The organism is Domibacillus indicus, assembly GCF_000970685.1.
GTDB classification, from domain to species: Bacteria; Bacillota; Bacilli; order Bacillales; family Domibacillaceae; genus Domibacillus; species Domibacillus indicus.
In genome coordinates this window covers 1-19,977 of sequence record NZ_LAJB01000015.1, presented here as the reverse complement: position 1 = coordinate 19,977, position 19,977 = coordinate 1, and the positions used below count along the sequence as shown (strand labels likewise).

17 protein-coding genes are annotated in these 19,977 nt (G+C 44.2%); 6 read left to right on the top strand and 11 right to left on the bottom strand.

From position 1 onward, the window contains the following. Positions 1–76: 76 nt before the first annotated feature. Entirely contained in the window at positions 77–820 is a 744-nt protein-coding gene (gene map / locus VP98_RS14575; RefSeq protein ID WP_046176140.1) for a type I methionyl aminopeptidase, read from the bottom strand. 157 nt (positions 821–977) lie between these two features. On the opposite strand from map, the gene VP98_RS14570 reads away from it, so the two are divergent. Then, positions 978–1,601, top strand: coding sequence for an HAD hydrolase-like protein (locus tag VP98_RS14570; protein ID WP_046176139.1), 624 nt, complete (start codon positions 978–980; stop codon positions 1,599–1,601). A 153-nt stretch (positions 1,602–1,754) separates the two neighbouring features. Here VP98_RS14570 and VP98_RS14565 read toward each other — a convergent pair whose 3' ends face one another. The 6 genes from VP98_RS14565 to parE all read right to left on the bottom strand — a co-directional run bounded on the left by VP98_RS14565 (position 1,755) and on the right by parE (position 9,972). After that, positions 1,755–2,954: an MFS transporter gene (locus VP98_RS14565; RefSeq protein WP_046176138.1), complete on the bottom strand. Its 1,200-nt coding sequence runs from the start codon at positions 2,952–2,954 to the stop codon at positions 1,755–1,757. 357 nt (positions 2,955–3,311) lie between these two features. Then, complete coding sequence (gene mscL / locus VP98_RS14560; protein ID WP_046176137.1) at positions 3,312–3,692, bottom strand: large conductance mechanosensitive channel protein MscL; 381 nt, start codon at positions 3,690–3,692, stop codon at positions 3,312–3,314. Positions 3,693–3,756: 64 nt separating this feature from the next. Beyond that, positions 3,757–3,900: a hypothetical protein gene (locus VP98_RS18965; protein WP_156151402.1), complete on the bottom strand. Its 144-nt coding sequence runs from the start codon at positions 3,898–3,900 to the stop codon at positions 3,757–3,759. A gap of 136 nt (positions 3,901–4,036) precedes the next feature. Further along, positions 4,037–5,440, bottom strand: a complete 1,404-nt coding sequence (locus VP98_RS14555; RefSeq protein ID WP_046176136.1) for an alanine/glycine:cation symporter family protein — start codon at positions 5,438–5,440, stop codon at positions 4,037–4,039. Positions 5,441–5,568: 128 nt separating this feature from the next. Further along, a complete protein-coding gene (parC, locus tag VP98_RS14550) occupies positions 5,569–7,992 on the bottom strand; it encodes a DNA topoisomerase IV subunit A (RefSeq protein WP_046176135.1) in 2,424 nt (807 codons plus the stop codon). Between the two features lie 3 nt (positions 7,993–7,995). Beyond that, entirely contained in the window at positions 7,996–9,972 is a 1,977-nt protein-coding gene (gene parE / locus VP98_RS14545) for a DNA topoisomerase IV subunit B (protein WP_046176134.1), read from the bottom strand. 230 nt (positions 9,973–10,202) lie between these two features. Between parE and plsY the strand changes: the two genes are divergently transcribed. After that, entirely contained in the window at positions 10,203–10,805 is a 603-nt protein-coding gene (plsY, locus tag VP98_RS14540; protein WP_046176133.1) for a glycerol-3-phosphate 1-O-acyltransferase PlsY, read from the top strand. Between the two features lie 10 nt (positions 10,806–10,815). Here plsY and VP98_RS14535 read toward each other — a convergent pair whose 3' ends face one another. Continuing rightward, entirely contained in the window at positions 10,816–12,369 is a 1,554-nt protein-coding gene (locus VP98_RS14535) for a DUF342 domain-containing protein (protein WP_082087945.1), read from the bottom strand. Positions 12,370–12,669: 300 nt separating this feature from the next. On the opposite strand from VP98_RS14535, the gene VP98_RS14530 reads away from it, so the two are divergent. After that, on the top strand, positions 12,670–12,978 hold the full coding sequence (locus tag VP98_RS14530) for a HesB/YadR/YfhF family protein (RefSeq protein WP_046176131.1): 309 nt from the start codon (positions 12,670–12,672) through the stop codon (positions 12,976–12,978). Here the strand turns inward: VP98_RS14530 and VP98_RS14525 are convergent. Together VP98_RS14525 and VP98_RS14520 are read right to left on the bottom strand one after the other, a co-directional pair. Next, on the bottom strand, positions 12,965–13,270 hold the full coding sequence (locus tag VP98_RS14525; RefSeq protein WP_046176130.1) for a hypothetical protein: 306 nt from the start codon (positions 13,268–13,270) through the stop codon (positions 12,965–12,967). The two genes, VP98_RS14530 and VP98_RS14525, sit on opposite strands and share 14 nt — an antisense overlap. Beyond that, positions 13,270–13,692 (bottom strand): acyl-CoA thioesterase, encoded by a 423-nt coding sequence (locus VP98_RS14520; RefSeq protein WP_046176129.1) that lies wholly within the window; start codon positions 13,690–13,692, stop codon positions 13,270–13,272. The genes VP98_RS14525 and VP98_RS14520 overlap by 1 nt, the downstream gene beginning before the upstream one ends. A gap of 152 nt (positions 13,693–13,844) precedes the next feature. Between VP98_RS14520 and VP98_RS14515 the strand changes: the two genes are divergently transcribed. Then, positions 13,845–14,966: a M20 family metallopeptidase gene (locus VP98_RS14515; protein WP_231584188.1), complete on the top strand. Its 1,122-nt coding sequence runs from the start codon at positions 13,845–13,847 to the stop codon at positions 14,964–14,966. After that, complete coding sequence (gene ggt, locus VP98_RS14510) at positions 14,967–16,640, top strand: gamma-glutamyltransferase (protein ID WP_046176127.1); 1,674 nt, start codon at positions 14,967–14,969, stop codon at positions 16,638–16,640. It begins immediately after the preceding gene. A gap of 40 nt (positions 16,641–16,680) precedes the next feature. Here ggt and acnA read toward each other — a convergent pair whose 3' ends face one another. Beyond that, complete coding sequence (acnA, locus tag VP98_RS14505) at positions 16,681–19,407, bottom strand: aconitate hydratase AcnA (protein WP_046176126.1); 2,727 nt, start codon at positions 19,405–19,407, stop codon at positions 16,681–16,683. Positions 19,408–19,684: 277 nt separating this feature from the next. Between acnA and VP98_RS14500 the strand changes: the two genes are divergently transcribed. Then, on the top strand, positions 19,685–19,972 hold the full coding sequence (locus VP98_RS14500; protein ID WP_046176125.1) for a hypothetical protein: 288 nt from the start codon (positions 19,685–19,687) through the stop codon (positions 19,970–19,972). Positions 19,973–19,977 lie beyond the last annotated feature (5 nt).

The window sequence follows — 19,977 nt, the reverse complement described above, 5'->3', positions numbered from 1 at the left end:
TTTTTGGGGATCCTGATCCTTCACAGCCGGCAAGTGATGCTGAAAGCGGACGTTTGTCAACAGCCTGTGCTCAGCGTTATTTTGTTAAAATAATTGGCTCTCCTCTTGTTACCACAATGGTATGTTCAATTTGAGCTACCCGGCTTCCGTCCGGTGTTTTAAAGGTCCAGCCGTCGCCTGATTCCTTAATCATGTCCGCTTTTTCTGAAACGAAAGGTTCAAACGCAATAACCATGCCGTCTTTTAATAAAGCATTATCCCAGGGATCAAAGTAATTTAAAATATGATCCGGTGCCTCATGAAGCGACTTGCCAATCCCGTGCCCGGTTAAATTTTTAATTACTGTAAAACCGTGGCGGCGTGCTTCATTGGCAACTGCTTTCCCAATCTGATTTTGCTTTGCCCCCGCTTTAATTTTTAATAAGCCACGCTCAAAAGCCTGCTCTGCTGCTTCACACAGCTTGGTCAAAACAGGCTCTCCATTTCCCACAACAAAGGAAATGCCTGTATCGGCAAAGTACCCATCCAATGAGCCCGATACATCAATGTTGACAAGATCTCCTTCATTGATTATCCTGCTCCCTGGAATACCATGGGCCACTTCATTGTTTACACTTATACATGTATAGCCTGGAAAGTCATATTCACCTTTCGGCCCCGAAATTGCTTCATGTTCAGCAAACAAACGGCCGCCAAGCTCATCAATTTCTTTTGTGGTTATTCCCGGTTTTGTAAAGCTGCGCATTTCATCACGAATGAAAGCCACGATTCTGCCGATTTTTTTTAACGCTGCTAACTCTTCATCAGTTTTTACAATCATAAATGTACAGTCCCTCACTTTTCATTTTCCATTACTTATTATAGCAGAATGTTAAGAATGTGTTGAAATTATGTTTTTTCATGTTTGCTCACTCACTCTAGTGTTAAACTAAGAATATATTGCGGACAACGCAGTCCCGACTGAAGGAGTGATTTCAATGACAAAATGTGTCATATTTGATTTCGATGGCACGATCTCCGATTCTCTTCAAGTATTTATCAAGGCATACAACGATTTTGCCCAAAAAGAAGGCTACAACCAGGTTGCCCTTGAAGAGCTTGATGACTTAAAGAAAATGAGCATTCCTGAGCGCTGCCGCCATTTAAATTTTCCGATGCGCAGTATTCCCTTTGCCGCTCCCAAGCTCTATCGCTTTATACGCGAATCAAAGGCCTCTCTTCCATTGTTTCCGGGCGTTAAGCAGATGCTTGATGAACTAAGCAGCCGCGGTATTCATATTGCCATTATTTCATCTAATGCCGCCGATATTATCGAGCAGTGCTTAAAATCCAATGGAGTTGACTATATTCACGACATTTTTTCATCTAAATACATTTTCAGCAAAGATAAAATGATTAAAAAGTTATTAAAGCAGTATGACTATTCCCGGGAAGAAGTGTTTTATGTTGGTGACGAACAGCGCGACATAGATGCCTGCGCCAAAACAGGACTCCGGGCCGTTTGGGCTTCCTGGGGATACGATCATGAATCTCTTATCTCGGGCGAAACCTCAAAAGCAGCGGTGCCGGACGATATTGTAGATTTTGCTTTAAAAGCCTGAGTTTTAAAAGGCAGGCAGAAAGTATAAACAAAGTGAAAAAACAGGCTGATTAAAACTGCCTGTCTCCCTGGACCATGAGCATTTACAGCCGGCAGGTGACGCCGTTTGCTGGCTGGCTGTGCCCGCCTTTTAAAAAAGGCGGGCTTTTTGTATTTATTCTGCCGAACGGACGGCTTTCTGCCGGCTTCTCCCTCTTGCCCAGCGAATGCATATCACTAAAGTAACCACAATAATAATCGAACCAAATATATAAGGAAGGCCCATATTAATATCAAACAATGTCCCTGCAAGCGCAGGACCAATCATATTGCCGATGCTCATGTAAGCATTATTCATGCCGGCTGCGAATCCCTGTTCATCGCCGGCCATTTTGGAAATGGTCGTGTTAATGGAAGGGCGCAGAAGAGAAGCGGCGGTAAAAAACACCGCTGAAATCAACAGCACTGACGTAAATCCTGCCGCAAACAAAATGCTGACCATCGATAAAGCTGCTACCACCAGCATAACATTCATAATACGCACTTCTCCAAAACGCTCAAGTACCCGGTCAAGTACAAAAGCCTGGACAATAACACCGATCAAGCCGCCCACTACCATCAAAATAGAAATATCTGAAGGGCTGAACCCAAATTTTCGGTCCGTAAACAAGCTGATAGTCGACTGATAGTTAGCAAGGCCGAAGGATAAGGTAAACATCATGACCAGCAAAATAAAGTAAGGCTTTTTTACGGAAAGAGCCAGCTGCTTGACAAGAGATTCGCGCTGCTTTACTAGCACATCTGCTTTTTCTTTTTCGGGTTCCCTTAAAAAAAACCATGAAAGAACCGCAGCGGCGGCTGCAACTGTTCCGGCGATAAGAAAAGGAGCACGCAGCCCCAGCTCTGCCAGAAATCCGCCAACTCCGGGACCGACAACAAAACCAAAAGACATGGATGCACCGAGACGGCCCATTCCTTTTGCACGCGTTTCCACAGTTGTAATATCTGCCACAAACGCCATCATAGAAGGAATCATAAAAGCGCCGCCAATTCCTCCGATTATACGCGAGACATATAAGAACGCTAAATAATTCGAAAACGCGAATAAAAACTGGGCGGCTGAAAATAAAATAAGACCAAATACAATTGCCTTTTTTCGGCCATAACGGTCCGATAAATCCCCTGCAAGCGGCGAAAATAAAAACTGGGCAAATGCAAACGTTGCGATAAGAAACCCAAAGGTTTTACCACCTGCGCCAAACTCCTGAATAATCGTCGGCATAATGGGGATAACAAGCCCAATACCGGTCATTACAATAAACATATTCATCATTAAAAGCAGCAGAGGAAACTGGTGTATAGACTGTTTCGACATGTAACTCCTTCTTTCTTGTTGGAATGATACCATTTGCATATTTATTTACAGATGCTTTTTGTTCTTTTTCAAATAACTCTGCGGCACCAGTGCGAGCAGTCCCCTTCCCTTCCAGTGGTTTCCCGTAAACAAAATAGCCTTAAACCTTTTTAAAAAAACAGCTCGTCAAGTTTATCATCCGCTTTTCAAGCCGCTTTATTAATTGAAATTTTTCCCGATGACAGAACTTCTTTCTCGTTCTCCATCTGTCGACAATTTACTGCGGAATCCATCATAGCACATGCTTATTGAAGAAGCACGAAAATTGTTTCGTCTACCGAAATAAAAATATGCCCGGACAAATGTCCGGGCATAAGCTTAATTTTTATTCGATTTCAGCAGATCACGAATTTCCGTTAATAACTCTTCTTCTTTCGTTAATACCAGAGCCGTCTCGTTCTTTTTCTTTTCTTTCTTATATATTTGATTAATAAGCCTGGTAAACAGGAAAATAGAAAAAGCAATAATGACAAAATCAACAACGGTCTGAATAAACACTCCATATTTAATTCTTTCATTGCCGACTGTAATGGACAAACCGGAAAAATCAATTCCGCCAATCAGCAAGCCAATCAATGGCATAATAATATCCGCAACGAGTGAAGAAACAATTTTCCCAAACGCTGTACCAAGAATGACTCCGACAGCCAGGTCGAGAACATTGCCGCGCATGGCAAATTCCTTAAACTCTTTTAACACTGTTCCACTTCCTTTTTACTTCCTTTCCCGGCTTTCTGCTGCCGGCATGATCACCCTTCTCCCATTATTTCCTGTGCGAGGATTCTTTTTTCTTTCTTGCTTGACGGTTCCATTTTTGTTCGGCTTTAAACAGCTTAATAAACAGCGTAATAAAAAAAACAGGCACTGCGTAAATAAACATATACAGCAGTCCGGCTATCCATTGCATGCTTTCGCCCCCTTTGCATGGTGTAACACGTCTTTTTCATTATAAAAGTTCATTTAGATTAATGATACAGTTTTGAATTTTGCACATAATGAAAGTAAACAAAATAAACCGGCACAGCCGGTTTATTTTGTTTGTTTTACTGGCGGTTCCAGGTGTCAGTTTCCCCAATGTTTTCAACAGAATCAGAGTAAAAAACAGGATCTTTCCCCTGCTTTCGCTGCTTCTGGTAATCACCCAATACTTTGACTGCAATCTTAGACAGCATAGTAATCGCAATTAAGTTGATAAAAGCCATTATCGCCATAAACAAATCGGCTAAATTCCAGACAAGGCTGATCTTTGCTATTGAACCGAAGAAAACCATTGCCATAACGGCAAGTCTATAGATAAGAAGAGTTGTTTTTGATTCTTTAATAAATTCAATGTTCGTTTCACCATAATAATAGTTTCCGACCACTGAACTGAAAGCAAACATAAAAATAGCCACTGCAAGGAAAATAACAGCCCAGTCGCCAATGTGAACCGATAAAGCAGATTGGGTTAAATTAATGGATTCCGCATCTGCGCGCAAATACTGGCCGCTTAGCAAAATAATAAAAGCGGTCGCCGAGCAGATAACAATCGTGTCAATGAAAACACCCAGTGTTTGAATGAGCCCCTGCTTCACCGGATGGCTGACTGCTGCTGTGGCAGCAGCGTTTGGAGCAGAACCCATACCTGCTTCATTTGAAAACAGCCCTCGTTTAATTCCGTTCATAACCGCTGCGCCAAGTGCACCGCCTGCTGCTTCCTGCAGGCCAAATGCAGAATTGATAATGAGTTTAAACATTGCCGGAATTTCTGTAATATTCATTGCCAGGATCACAACAGCCAGCAGTACGTAAAGAATAGCCATAACAGGTACAAGAACCTGTGTTACGTTAACAATTCGTTTTAGTCCGCCAAAAACAATAACTCCTGTTAATATGGTTAAAACCGCTCCTGTTACATAACGGGAAACGCCAAACCCTTCATTGATCGCAATGGAAATGGTATTGGACTGAACCGCATTAAAAACAAGGCCAAACGATACTGTAATAGACACCGCAAAAATAATGCCCAGCCATCTTTTCTTTAGTCCTTTTTCCATATAATAAGCGGGGCCGCCTCTGAATACATCGCCATCTTTCACCTTATATACCTGGGCGAGTGTGCTTTCTACAAAAGAAGAACCCGCACCAATTAAAGCGATAAGCCACATCCAAAAAATCGCACCCGGCCCTCCGGCGGCAATCGCTGTCGCTACGCCTGCCAGGTTGCCTGTCCCAATTCTTGAGGCGGCACTTATCGTAAATGCCTGGAAAGACGAAATCCCTCTTTTTCCATCTGCTGAAATTGTGGATTTCTCAAAAATAACCCGGAACATTTCCGGCAGCATTCTAAATTGGACAAATCCTGTCCTGACTGTAAAAAACAGTCCCAGAATAATCAGCATTGCAATCATAACGTATGAATACATATATTTATTTAATTCTGCTACAATTTGATCTAATGCAGTCATTCTCTCACTCCTTTTAAAAAATATTTGTTGCCGCTTACAGAGCCAATACCCTGTCGAAAAACAACACAAAACCCAATTTACCATAAAAAAAGCTCCACGTCATTTTTGTACGTGGAGCTTTTTGCTTCTTATTCTGCTTCTTTTTCTGTAAGAAGAAGTGCTTGAATCGGTCCCTGCTCTTTTTCATCAACAATAAACGACCCGTTTGAATAACGGTCCACTTTCTTCAAAGTGTTTATATTTACTTTTACATCTTCGCCTTTTTTCATGCGCACATAGTAATCGCGGTTTTCATCAAGGTAAGCCGCTCCGACAATGCGATGCGGATTTGTTTTCAATTCCCGGACCAGCACAACTCCGCGTTTTGCGCGGGATGTCCGCTCAAACTGGTCAAACCCGCCGCGTTTTGCAGACCCCCGGCTTGTAACCGCCAAGAACTGGGCTTCCTCCGCGTTTTTTGCAGCAATAGCAGCTACTGTATAATCATTTTCTTTTAAGCTGATGCCTTTTACTCCCGCTGCCCGGGGTCCCACAACCGGTACCTCCTCTTCCGCAAAACGAAGGCCATAGCCAAGATGGCTAATCATTAAAATATCGCTGCTGCCGTCTGTCAGAGCCGCTGCACAAACTTCATCTTCCCCTTTTACGTTCATTGCTGTTAACGTACGTGAATAGCGCTGCACATTAAGCTGGGCAAGCTCAGTCCGCTTAATCATGCCGCTTTTGGTCGCCAGTAAAATAAACTGCTGCGCGGAAAAGTCACGGACTGAAAATGCTCCAACAATCGATTCTTCTTTAAAGCCGCTGACCATGCCTGAAGCGTGCTGCCCCGCGTCTTTCCAGCGGATATCCGGCAGTTCATGCACCGGCAAATACAAATAACTTCCTTTATTCGTAAAAACAAGCAGTACATCTGTTGTATTCATTTCCTGCTTAAAAAGAAGGCCGTCTGTTTCTTTCATAGCAGGCAGGCCTCCCGAAGCCGAATAAGAACGAAGGCCCGTCCGCTTAATATATCCCTCACGCGTAACAGAAACCATTACATCCTCACTTGGTATCATTGCTTTTTGATCAATTTTAATTTCCTGAATTTCCGCTTCAATGACGGTCTGCCGCTCCGTTGTATATGTTTTTTTCATTTCTTTTAATTCACGCTTAATGACAGCTTCAAGCTTTTTGACGCTTCCCAAAATGGCTTCAAGCTGCTGAATTGTTTTTTCAAGCTCAGCGGCTTCTTTTTGCAGCGCTGTGATATCAGTATTCGTTAAACGGTAAAGCTGAAGCGTTACAATGGCTTCTGCCTGTGCTTCCGTAAAATCAAATTGCTTTATCAGGCGGTTTTTTGCATCCTGTTTATCTTTTGATGAACGGATGCAGGCAATCACTTCGTCTAAAATGGATAAAGCCTTCATCAGTCCTTCTACGATATGATGCCGGGCTTTTGCTTTTTCCAGATCATATACAGAACGGTTCGTTACAACTTCCTTGCGATGCTCAATATAAGCATCAAGCAGCCGGTGCAGTCCCATTAAAATCGGCCGCTTATTGTAAATAGCAACCATATTGAAATTGTAAGACACCTGCAGGTCCGTTGCTTTAAACAAATAATTTAAAATAAGTTCGGTGTCTGCTTCTTTTTTTAAATCAATGACGATGCGCAGTCCTGTCCGGTCTGTTTCATCACGAACTTCAGCAATACTGTCGAGCTTTCGATCGATTCGCAAATCGTCGATTTTCCTCACAAGCGAAGCTTTGTTGATTTCGTATGGGATTTCTGTAATGACAATCCGCTGGCGTCCGCCGCGCAGATCTTCAATCTCTGTTTTGCCTCGAATAATTACTTTTCCTTTGCCGGTTTTGTACGCTTTTTCAATACCGTCGACCCCTTGAATAATACCACCTGTCGGAAAATCCGGGCCAGGCAGCACCTTCATCAGGTCTTCAACCGTGCAGGATGGCTTTTCCATTCTCATAATAACAGCGTCAATCACTTCATCAAGCCGGTGAGGCGGAATTTCGGTAGCATAACCGGCCGAAATTCCCGTGGAGCCATTCACAAGCAGGTTTGGAAACCTTGCAGGCAGAACAACTGGCTCGTTCGTTGTTTCATCAAAATTTGGAATAAAATCGACTGTTCTTTTTTCAATATCCGTTAACAATTCACCAGCGATAGCTGAAAGCCTTGTTTCCGTATAACGCATAGCAGCCGGGGGATCACCGTCGACTGAGCCGTTATTGCCGTGCATTTCAATAAGCGGGGTCCGCATTTTCCAGCTCTGGCTCAAACGTACCATTGCATCGTAAACGGATGAATCACCATGAGGATGATAGTTGCCAATAACATTTCCGACTGTTTTAGCCGCTTTCCGAAATGGCTTCTGATGCGTGTTGCCTTCTGTATGCATAGAAAATAAAATGCGGCGCTGTACCGGCTTTAATCCGTCCCGCGCATCGGGAAGCGCCCGCTCTTGAATAATATATTTACTATACCGCCCGAATCGGTCACCGATAACGTCCTCAAGCGGCAAATCTTGAATATGTTCGTTTTCCACTGATTATTCCTCCCTGCTGCCGGCCAACTGTTCATTTTCTAAGAGAGCTGCTTCTTCTTCCAGCCCAAACGCTACATTGGATTCGATCCATTTTCTGCGCGGCTCAACTTTATCGCCCATCAAAACAGTTACCCGCCGTTCCGCCCTTGCTGCGTCGTCGATTGTTACACGGATCAATGTTCTTGTTTCAGGGTTCATGGTCGTTTCCCACAATTGGTCGGCATTCATCTCGCCAAGTCCTTTATAGCGCTGAATTGTCGTGCCCTTGCCCATTTTTTTTAGCAGGGTCTCCAATTCCCGTTCTGTCCAGACATACTCAACGACTTCTTTTTTCCCTGCTCCTTTCGACACTTTAAAAAGCGGCGGCATGGCGATATATACTTTTCCGCTGTCAATGAGCGGCTTCATATACCGGTAGAAAAACGTAAGCAGCAGCACCTGAATGTGCGCGCCATCTGTGTCAGCGTCTGTCATAATAATGACCTTATCATAATTCGCGTCATCAACGGCAAAGTCCGGGCCGACACCTGCGCCGATTGCATGAATGATTGTGTTGATCTCTTCATTTTTAAAAATGTCCGCAAGCTTGGCTTTTTCTGTATTGATTACTTTTCCCCGCAAAGGCAAAACAGCTTGAAATTTCCGGTCCCTTCCCTGCTTCGCGGAGCCGCCGGCGGAATCGCCTTCAACCAAATACAGTTCATTGCGCTCTGGATTGCGTGACTGGGCAGGTGTAAGCTTCCCTGATAAAACAGCCTCGCTTTTTTTGCGTTTTTTTCCGTTACGGGCATCTTCCCTCGCTTTTCGGGCTGCTTCGCGAGCCTGGGCAGCTTTGACCGCTTTTTTGATAAGAAGGCCGCTCAAATCCGGATTTTCTTCCAGAAAATAAAGCAGCCGTTCAGATACGACCTGGTCAACCGCTGACCTCGCTTCTCCTGTTCCAAGCTTTCCTTTTGTCTGCCCCTCAAACTGGAGCATATGCTCCGGTACCCGAACGGAAACGATAGCCGTTAATCCTTCTCGAATATCCGTACCTTCTAAATTTTTATCTTTGTCTTTTAATAAACTGCTTTTGCGCGCATATTCATTGAATGTGCGCGTCATCGCTGCCCGCGCCCCCGCTTCATGGGTACCGCCGTCTTTTGTCCGTACGTTGTTGACAAATGACAAAACATTCTCGGAAAACCCATCGTTAAACTGAAAAGCAAATTCTGCTTCTATTTCATTCTGTGTTCCTTCAAACGAAGCAACCGGATGAAGCGTATCCTTTTCCTCATTCAAGTATTTCACAAATTCTTCTATGCCGTTTTCAAAAAAGTATTCTTCTTTTTGTTCACGGTCTTCCCGCTTGTCTTCCAGTGTGATTTTTAATCCTTTTAACAAAAAAGCGGATTCTCTCAGCCGCTCGCTCAGCGTATCAAATTGAAAAACCGTCGTCGAAAAAATGGTTTCGTCCGGCTTAAAATGGATTTGTGTGCCTGTTGACCTCGCTTTGCCTTTTTGCTCAAGCGTTGTAACCGGCTTTCCGCCCCGTTCAAAGCGCTGTTCATATTGAAGTCCATCACGCCAGATGGTTACCGTCAGCCATTCAGACAGGGCATTCACAACTGAAGCTCCGACACCATGCAGGCCGCCGCTTGTTTTGTAGCCGCCCTGACCGAATTTCCCGCCGGCATGCAGAACGGTAAGAATAACCTCGGTTGTCGGCTTGCCGGTACGATGCATTCCTGTTGGCATGCCACGCCCGTAATCACGCACACTAATTGAATTATCTTTATGAATGGTAACATTAATTTCCGTCCCATATCCGCCGAGCGCTTCATCGACCGAGTTGTCAACGATTTCATACACTAAATGATGCAGCCCACGGCCATCTGTCGATCCTATATACATCCCCGGACGCTTTCGAACGGCTTCTAGCCCTTCGAGAACCTGGATGGAATCCTCATTGTAAACTGGTTTTTTTGTTGCATCCGCCATGAACTAAGTCCCCTCTCTTTCCAACACCCGTACATAAAACGTATGTTCTCAACTATCATATCATAAAAATGAAATGTTCTCCAATACGTTTATGAATTCCGCTTTAAAGCGTACGCCACTTTCACCTGAGAATCAACCGAAATAATTTTCCCGCCATTCCGGTCTCCATGGTAAAATGAATGTGAACGTCATGCACATGATTATACAATACAAAAAGGGAGAATGAGAAATTGATTCCAGCACTTATTTTAATCATTGCCTACTTATTAGGTTCCATTCCGTCCGGTTTAATAGCTGGAAAAGCGTTTTTTGGCATTGATATCCGCGAGCATGGCAGCGGAAATCTCGGCGCAACCAACTCGTTTCGTGTACTCGGAAAAAAAGCAGGTGCATTTGTAACCGCTGCTGATATTTTAAAGGGAACAGCCGCCACGCTGCTTCCAGTTTTTATGGATTCAGGCGTTCATCAGCTTCTGGCGGGGCTTTTTGCTGTTATCGGCCATATGTTTCCACTATTTGCCGGATTCAGGGGCGGGAAAGCTGTCGCCACTTCTGCCGGCGTTCTGCTCGCTTACAGCCCATGGTTTTTCCTGCTTTTGGTTATCGTTTTTCTATGCGTTCTATGGATTACAAAGTATGTTTCTCTCGCATCTATTGTTGCTGCAGCTGCAGCGTTTATTTATGCTGTTATCCATACCATTTACACAGGTGATTATCCGTTCCTGGCTGCCGTTGTCGCCCTCTCCTTTTTCGTCGTTTACCGGCACCGGGCCAATATCACCCGGCTGCGTAATGGCACGGAGCCGAAGATACCTTCTCGCAAAGCCAAATAAGAAAGCCGGTTTAACGGGTGACCGTTAAACCGGCTTTTTTTATACGCCCTTCGTCATCAGTAAATAAGCAGACAGGTCCTTCTGCTTGATCAAAAGTGAGGTGCTTCATGCCAAACTGGACAGTGACTTCGGGATATACTTTTAAAAATTCTATTTTTCCGGACTCTTCAATTTGAAACTTCGTTTTTACCCCGCTTTCAGAGCCTGCCTCTTTTACTTTAATCAAAGTGCCCGCACAGACCGTTCCCCCTTTTACACAGCCTGCGACTTCTACACGTCCGCCCGCTTTAATTGTCGAATTAAAAACTCCCTGGCCAGTAACGTATACGTGTTTATTTGACATGATATCACTGTTTACAGCGTACGGAATAGAAACAAATAACTCGTCTTCCTCTTCTTCCTCCTGATAGAAGGACTGAAGAAACAAAGCTTGACTCACTGCTTCTTCCAAAAGTTCAAAAGAAAAGCTCTGCGGTGATTTCATCACAATCAGCCGATACAGTTTATTTGCCAGCTCTGTCCATTCTTTTTGTACAGATTGCCCTGCCTGCGCAGCTACATAAGCGAATTTCTTAATTTGTTCAGGGAGATCCGGAAAATTTTTTTCTATCAGTTTTTGCACGGCAATGTATGCATCAAGTTCCCGGCCCCTGTTTTTTAATTCCAGTAAAAAATGTTTTATTTTGACCGAAAACTCCATGATAACAGGCAGGCACCCGGAAAGCGATTGAGTGAGCGCATTCACAGAGTCCACCATTTTTCCCGAAGAAATGGTGGATGAAAAAACATTTTGCTGGACAGAAGCTGACTTGCCGGCAATCACCACGGCGCTTGATAAATAGCCATGCACGGCTGCATTCCCGGCCGCTTCCACCCTCATAGCGCTTTCAACATTTCCCCGCACCTCCACATCTCCCTGGAACCGGATATTGCCGGATGAAAGATTGACAGAGCCCGGATGAATAAACTGCTTAGAAACATCGAGCTTATACTTGTTTCCTCTTTTTTCAACTAAAAGCCTCCCTGAAAAAGCGGCGAAAAAGTGATTGTCTTGTTCATACACTCCTGTCCCGCAGTGCACAACCACTTCTTTTACCGGCGGTGCAGGAACTATTTTTCCTGTGACCGTCCGGCCGTCTATTCCGGGCACAGAACTATTTTTCTTTGCAATCAGACTTCCTTCTTCTATTTCCGGAATCACATTTATTTCCCGAAAATCCGCTGTACCGCCCCAATCAAGCTTTGGAGGGGCCAGTCCTCCTGAGTAGTCAGCAAAAAATTCCAGTGTTCCGTCTTTCCCCGGCACTGCCGCCTGGCCGGAAGCGACTTTTTGGACAGTATCCATTTGTGTAAGCAGTACCCGTTCGATCGCCTGCAGATCAATGCCATACTCTACCCCGGCCTTTCTTAAAAGCTGTTGAATATCAGCAGCGGAAGCCGTCCTTTCTGCCGTTTCACCCTCTCCTCTTTTCGCCGGCTGATAGTGAAGGTCAGCTTTCATAAAATCTGCTGATATGGTTACAGTACAAATTTCTTTTTGAGCCATGCTCTCCATTTGCTCCATCTCCACTCACCCCGTTTTCTTTTATAAAAACGCAGATTTACATCCCTTTATTTTTTCTCTGCTTTCAAATGCCAGACAGAGGGCTGTCATATATGGGGTATTTAGTTCGTTAGTTATACGGCTTCATTTTCTCTGCGGCTTAAAATAGATCCTTTACATAGGCTTCTCCTGCGCCAGTCGTTTTTCCTGCTTTTATAAAAAAATTATGGAAAGGCTTTCTTTCATTTAAATATAACGAACCATTTTGTGCCGGATTATTTCCATGCTACACTTATGAAAAACAGAATGGAGTGATCTGGCATGAAAATCGAAATCACCAATCAAGCGAAAAAATGGTTTGAAGAAGAAATGCAGGTAAAAAAAGGCGGGTTTGTTCGTTTTTACGTCCGTTATGGCGGCTCCAGCCCGCTGCACGAAGGTTTTTCACTTGGCGCAGCAAAAGATGAGCCGATAGAACCAGATGTCACTGTTTCATACGATGGTATTACATATTTCGTGGAGGAAAAAGACGTGTGGTACTTCGATGGCCATGATTTAAAAGTGGGATTTGACGATGCTTTGCAGGAACCTGCCTACGAGTACATAAAAGAAGCATCTACTCAAGGTTAAAGCGCTGAATATGATGATGAAGCTTTTCGTATTTTAAAATGAAAAGCTGCCTTTCACCAAGCAAGTCAAAATGAGGCCGGGAAGGGTTGCGCATATCAATCCATTCCGGCTTTAAATTATACTGCCGGCCCCAGCTGATTAATTTATCTACATCAAGGCACCCCGCTTTTGTAACCGTCCTGCAGTATGGAAACCGGTCATCACGCCAATAGTGAGTTAAAAAGGAGATTTCGCCTTCTTCCATTTCCTTTCTCCATCTCTCAATGTCCTCCCGTTTTAATCCGAATGCCATTACTGCTCCTTTTTCTCCTTTTCATAAACAGCATGCCACTCAGGGAATTCTTTTTTAAATTTGACCGGCCGGAATGTCTCTTTGTTGACAACGGTATGCACGCTCGAACCCGTCACACAAACATCCCCTGCCTCGTTGCTAATTTCATATCCGTAAGTCGTTCGGATGCCGCTGTGTGACTGAATCCAGGTTCGGATAACAGCCGTTTCTCCATACCGGAAGGGGCGCTTATATGAAAGCTGAATGTCTGTTACGGGGGAAACAAATCCCGCCTTTTCCATATCCGCGTAATGAAAGCCGAGATCTTTAATTAACTGGGTCCGTCCGATTTCAAACCAGACAACATATTGGCCATGGTAGACAACCTGCATAGCATCTGTTTCCGCATAGCGGACTTCTACTTTTGTTTCCGAAATAAACACGATAAAAAACTCCTTTAATTAAGACAAATTTCTACTTTTATTTTACCATGTTTACCCGCCGCGTTTATGTATTTTGTTTTTTCGGGTACAGATAAAGGTATCACAAGGGGGGATATTCGCTGAAAACGTATGTAAAACAAGAAAAAGAAAATATGCTTGCTCTTCTGGAGAAGCTGGTTAACACCAACAGCAACTCTTATGATAAACAAGGTGTCGATAAAATCGGCACAATTCTTCAGCAGGAATTCGAATCACTGGGAATGTCTGTAACGGTTCATCATGAAAAAGAATATGGAAATCACTTAAGCATTGCTTCCCCGCAAGCGAAAAAACCGGATATTTTGATTATTGCCCACATGGATACGGTCTTTCCTGACGGGGAAGCGGAAAGCCGGCCACTTGAGATCATTGGCGATAACGTCTATGGGCCGGGAGTAAACGATGAAAAAGCAAGCCACGTTCAGCTGCTTTATGCCATGAAAGCACTGAAAGAAACAAACTCTCCTGCTCTTCATAATGTCCAGATTCTTTTTAACAGTGATGAAGAAGTGGGATCTCCTTCTTCCAAGCCATTGATTAAAGAAGCAGCGGAAGGAAAGAAATACAGCCTGGTTGTTGAATGTGGACGCCCAAACGAGGGGGTCGTCACTTCCCGCAAAGGAGTAGGCAGATTTACAATGCATGTATCCGGCAAAAGCGCCCATGCCGGTGTAGAACCCGAAATCGGCCGGAGTGCCATTGAAGAAATCGCCCATAAGATTATCAAATTGCAGCAATTAAATGATCACAAAAATGGCCTGTCTGTAAACGTCGGCTTAATTAACGGCGGAACTTCCGCCAATACTGTCTCGCCCGAGGCGGAAGCAGTTATTGACGTCCGGGTGCAAAATAAAGAGCAGGCTGGTGAAGTCGTGAAAGATATTTATGAGATTGCCGAAGAAGACACTGTGCATGGAACCGACACAAAAGTAGAAGGGAAAATTGCCCGGCCGCCAATGGAGGAAACAGCCGCCTCCAGGGAATTGCTTAAAGAAGTAAAAGAAACAGGAAAATACATTGGTCTTGACATACATGGAGAAGCTACAGGCGGTGCCTCTGATGCTTCTTTTACGGCTGCGGAAGGCATCCCGACGATCGATGGAATGGGACCGGTCGGTGAGTTTTCCCACAGTGAAACCGACGAATACACTTCTATTGATTCGCTTACCGAGCGGACCATTTTACTCGCTAAAACAATTGAAAGACTGTCCCAGCAGGACAAGGAGGACGACTAAATGGATATGGAGCAGATTTGGAAAAATCAAAAAAAGGAGTTACACAAACAGCGGGCACACGGAAAAAACGGAATGACTGCCAGTGCGACAGAGGAATCCTCCGTTATTGGCGCTGATATTTTATCAAAAGGCGGCAATGCAATGGATGCCCTGGCCGCTATGCAGTTCGCACTCGCCGTGGCGGAGCCGTTTAACACAGGGCTTGCTGCCAGTGGCTTTGTTATTTATTATGACGCAAAAAAGCAGAAAACCTATGTGGTAAACGGCCATTCTCTTGCACCAAAAAAAGCGCATAAAAATATATTCGTGGATGAACATCAGGATGTTATTCCTTTTCTGGAACGTTCAACACCCGGAACAGCCGTTGCTGTGCCGGGAATTTTAAAAGGAATGGAAAAAGCTCTGGATGAATTTGGAACAATGACCTGGCCTGATGTAATAGAACCGGCCATTCAGCTCTCCAAAAAAGGTGTTCGAGTGAATTTAACCTGGAATACAGGACTAGAACGTTTTAGCGACCGCCTCGGTGAAGAAGCAAAAGCGTTCTTTTATCCGGACGGTGTGCCTCTTACTGAAGGAGAAACTGTTGTAAATGAAGATTTAACTCATACACTTGAATTGCTGCAGAAGCATGGAACAGATGTGTTTTATAAAGGTGAAATTGCCGATAAAATCATTGAAACTGTTCATTCATTTGACGGGTTTCTAGAGAAAGAGGATCTGGCCTCCTATGAAGCAACGGTTTCTGAAGCAATCAGCGGAACCTATAAAGAGTATACCGTTGCTGTGCCCGCCCCTCCAAACGGCGGCGGCTTTGCTCTTCTTTATATGCTAAAGCTGCTTGAAAAGCTGGAGATTAACCAATATGATCTTCATTCATGGGAAAAATACTATCTTTTCGCAGAAGTGATGCGGATTATGACAGCTGATAAACTCGCTTATATGGGCGATCCGGCCTTTTATGATATTCCAATGGATGGCCTGTTGACCGATCAGTATTTAGAGGAACGTATAAAGCTGATCAACTTTGCATTTAGAAACGAAGACGTGGCGGAAGGAAACCCATGGAAATATGACGATAAGCAGCTGCATCATAAAAATCCCAGCACGACCGATCCGGGACCAGATACCACCCATTTTATTGCAGTTGATAAAAATGGGAATATTGCAGCCTGTACCTCTTCGCTTGAACATTTTTTCGGCTCTGGCATTATGGTGCCCGGTTATGGCTTTTTGCTCAATAATGATATGACGGACTTTGACCCAGACCCGGCTGGCATTAATTCGGTCGAGGCTGGCAAATATCCGGTCAGCATGAAAACACCGACCATTATTTTTAAAGACGGCGAGCCGGTTTTAACACTCGGCTCTCCAGGCGGTCCGACCATTCCAGCCTCTGTGCTGCAAACAATGATTCATATCCTTGAATATGGCATGGATGTAAAAGATGCCATTGAAGAGCCCCGCATTTATAATGGCACCGGGCCGCTTATCTGGCAGGAAGAAGGGATTCCTGAAAAAGCGAAACGCAAATTAGAAAGCATGAATTTTCAGTTTGACTCGATTGCTCTTTCAATCGGCAATGTACAGGCGATTTTGCTAAATCCGAATACAGGGGAAAAAGCAGGCGGCAGCGATTCTTCCCGTCCCGGCATTCCAGCAGCAGATCAATAAAAAAACCGGCTCTTCCGATTGGGAAGAGCCGGTTTTTTGTTTAATTATTCGCGTTTACGCTTTGCAGCTTGCCACGAAGAACCATCTGCAGAATACCACCATGGCGGTAGTAGTCCACATCTACTTCAGAATCGAAACGAACAAGCGCTTCAAATTCTGTTTTCTTGCCTTCTTTATCCGTAGCAGTTACTTTTACAATTTCACGTGGTTTCACACTGTCTGTAATGGCTACTTCAAATGTTTCTTCCCCGGTTAAGCCAAGTGTTGTCGCATTTTCGCCCAGTTTAAATTGAAGCGGAAGCACACCCATCATAACAAGGTTAGAACGGTGAATACGCTCATAGCTTTCTGCGATAACTGTTTTCACACCAAGTAGGTTTGTTCCTTTTGCTGCCCAGTCACGTGAAGAGCCCATTCCGTAATCTTTGCCAGCCAGTACGACAAGGCCTGTTCCCTGCTCCTGGTATTTCATGCATGCATCATAAATCGGCATTACTTCACCAGTTGGCCAGAATGTTGTATATCCGCCTTCTGTTCCCGGCGCAATCTGGTTGCGGATGCGGATGTTGGCAAATGTGCCGCGCATCATAACTTCGTGGTTTCCACGGCGTGAACCATAAGAGTTAAAGTCACGAGGCTCTACTCCTTTTTCACGCAGATATTTACCGGCTGGCGTATCTTTTCCGATTGCACCTGCTGGAGAAATATGGTCTGTTGTTACAGAGTCGCCGAATTTACCCATTACGCGCAAGCCAGTAAGAGCCTGGATCGGTTCTGGATTTGGCGAAAGGTTTTCAAAGAATGTTGGATTCTGGATATAAGTAGAATCCTTGTCCCAATTGTAAAGTGCATCGTTGCTAGTTTGAATTTGGTTCCATTTTGCATTGCTGTTGAATACCTGCTCATATTCTTTACGGAACAATTCAGGCGTAACAGTGCGTTGAACCGCTTCTTTTACTTCTTCAGTCTCCGGCCAGATATCTTTAAAGAAGACGTCTTGTCCGTCTTTGCCCTTGCCGATTGGATCATTTTGAAGATCAACGTTTACATTACCTGCAAGCGCGTAAGCCACAACAAGCGGTGGAGATGCAAGATAGTTGCCTTTTACAAGCGGGTGAATACGGCCTTCAAAGTTACGGTTACCTGAAAGAACAGAAGTAACAAGAAGATCGGAATCAATGATTGCTTTTTCAATTTCTTCTTTCATTGGCCCGGAGTTTCCAATACATGTGGTGCAGCCATAGCCAACAACGTTAAAGCCGATTTGCTCCATGTACGGAAGCAGTCCGGAATCCCGCAGGTAGCCTGTAACAACTTTTGAACCCGGAGCCAGTGATGTTTTTACGTATTTTGGAACTTCCAAACCAAGTTCAACCGCTTTTTTCGCTACCAAACCAGCAGCCAAAAGAACGTACGGGTTAGATGTATTTGTGCAGGAAGTAATCGCTGCAATGCCGATTGCGCCTGTTTTCATTTCAGCAGTCGTACCGTCTTCAAACGCTACAGTTGCTGTGCGGTCAAGTTCCTCTGCAGTTAAGCCAAAACCATGGTTACCCTGCGGAGCACTCACTGCTTCCTGGAACGCTTTTTGCATTTGAGAAAGCGGAATCAAGTCCTGTGGACGTTTTGGTCCAGACAAATTCGGCTCAATTTCAGCCAGGTCCAGTTCAACCACCTGTGTATAAACAGGATCTTCATTTTCTGGTTTAAAGAACATGTCGTTTGCTTTCAAATATTGTTCAACGACTTGAATATGCTCTTCATCACGCCCAGTTAAGCGCATATAATCAAGCGCTTCTGAATCAACCGGGAAAAAGCCGCAAGTTGCACCGTATTCCGGAGCCATATTGGCGATCGTTGCACGATCAGCAAGCGGAAGAGAAGCAACACCAGGACCGAAGAACTCAACGAACTTGCCGACTACACCTGTCTGGCGAAGGACTTGTGTTACCTTAAGTGCAAGGTCTGTTGCAGTCGCGCCATTTGGAAGCTCGCCTGTTAGTTTTACACCGACTACTTCTGGAATTGGGAAATAAGAAGGCTGGCCAAGCATACCTGCTTCTGCTTCAATACCGCCAACACCCCAGCCAAGCACACCGATTCCGTTAATCATCGTTGTATGGGAGTCTGTTCCAACCAGCGTATCCGGATAAGCTTCAAATTCACCGTTTTCTGTTTCAACTGCATGAACAACATTGGCCAGGTATTCCAGGTTTACCTGATGCACGATCCCAGTTGCCGGCGGAACAGCGCGGTAGTTATCGAACGCTTTTTGCGCCCAGCTTAAAAATTCATAACGCTCTGCGTTACGGTCAAATTCAAGCTCCATATTACGTTCAAGTGCTTCTGGTGTACCATAAGCATCTACCTGAACAGAGTGGTCAATAACAAGATCAACCGGGATTTCCGGGTTGATGACCTGCGGGTCTCCGCCAATATCAGCCATTGCTTTACGAAGTGACGCTAAATCAACAACAACCGGCACTCCAGTAAAGTCCTGCAAAATAACGCGTGAAGGCTTAAATGGAACTTCCGCTTCAGCATCTGCATCCGCACCCCATTTTGCCAGGTTTTCAACATGCTCTTTTTTAATAACGTAGCCGTCAAATTGACGCAGTACAGATTCAAGTAATACTTTAATCGAATATGGCAGGCGTGAAACTTTCGCCGTACCCGCTTCTTCAAGTGCCGCAAGACGGTAATAATTATAGCGCTTACCGTTCAAGTCAAAACTCGAGCGTGCGTTAAAAGTGTTATTAGTCGCCATTTCGGTTCCCCCTCTTAATGTTGAGTATGTAATCGAAAAATTAGGCTTTTTTTATGTTTACTAATTTCTCACATCTTTTATCTTATTACATTCGCTGGTATAAGTAAATAACAAGTAAATTATCACTGCTCATAAGAAAAACGAATCATATAAATAATTATTCTTTATTGGTCTTTAAACCATCTGCTTTCAGGTTCTTCAATGTTTTGATCCCAAAAAGACGGGTAAACTTTTAAGAAGCAGGTGCCCAAACTGGCATAAAAGGAAGGGGCTTTCTATGTATAAAAATAATGTTAATAAAAAACAAAAAAGCAGCGGTCTTGGTTATCTTCTAGCCGGAGCCGGTGCAGCTGCATGGTGGCTTTCCAAAGAAGAAAACCGAAAAAAATTTGACGGCTGGATGGCCCAGGCAAAGAACAAGCTAAATGGCACTGAGCAGTCAGGCGATAAAGAATTCCCTGTGCACAAAGCAGGCAATCCCCACCCAAAAGATATTGAAGATAATAAAATGGTTGAAGAAGGGGCTCAATTTGCCGTAGATTATTATAACAAAAAAGAACAATAAAAAAT

Coding starts and splice junctions, on each gene's coding strand:
- VP98_RS14515 (WP_231584188.1), top strand. CDS start 13,845: ATGCTTGCTCTTCTGGAGAAGCTGGTTAACACCAACAGCAACTCTTAT.
- VP98_RS18965 (WP_156151402.1), bottom strand. CDS start 3,900: ATGCAATGGATAGCCGGACTGCTGTATATGTTTATTTACGCAGTGCCT.
- VP98_RS14555 (WP_046176136.1), bottom strand. CDS start 5,440: ATGACTGCATTAGATCAAATTGTAGCAGAATTAAATAAATATATGTAT.
- VP98_RS14530 (WP_046176131.1), top strand. CDS start 12,670: ATGAAAATCGAAATCACCAATCAAGCGAAAAAATGGTTTGAAGAAGAA.
- acnA (WP_046176126.1), bottom strand. CDS start 19,407: ATGGCGACTAATAACACTTTTAACGCACGCTCGAGTTTTGACTTGAAC.
- VP98_RS14525 (WP_046176130.1), bottom strand. CDS start 13,270: ATGGCATTCGGATTAAAACGGGAGGACATTGAGAGATGGAGAAAGGAA.
- VP98_RS14565 (WP_046176138.1), bottom strand. CDS start 2,954: ATGTCGAAACAGTCTATACACCAGTTTCCTCTGCTGCTTTTAATGATG.
- VP98_RS14570 (WP_046176139.1), top strand. CDS start 978: ATGACAAAATGTGTCATATTTGATTTCGATGGCACGATCTCCGATTCT.
- parE (WP_046176134.1), bottom strand. CDS start 9,972: ATGGCGGATGCAACAAAAAAACCAGTTTACAATGAGGATTCCATCCAG.
- VP98_RS14535 (WP_082087945.1), bottom strand. CDS start 12,369: ATGGAGCAAATGGAGAGCATGGCTCAAAAAGAAATTTGTACTGTAACC.
- VP98_RS14500 (WP_046176125.1), top strand. CDS start 19,685: ATGTATAAAAATAATGTTAATAAAAAACAAAAAAGCAGCGGTCTTGGT.
- ggt (WP_046176127.1), top strand. CDS start 14,967: ATGGATATGGAGCAGATTTGGAAAAATCAAAAAAAGGAGTTACACAAA.
- map (WP_046176140.1), bottom strand. CDS start 820: ATGATTGTAAAAACTGATGAAGAGTTAGCAGCGTTAAAAAAAATCGGC.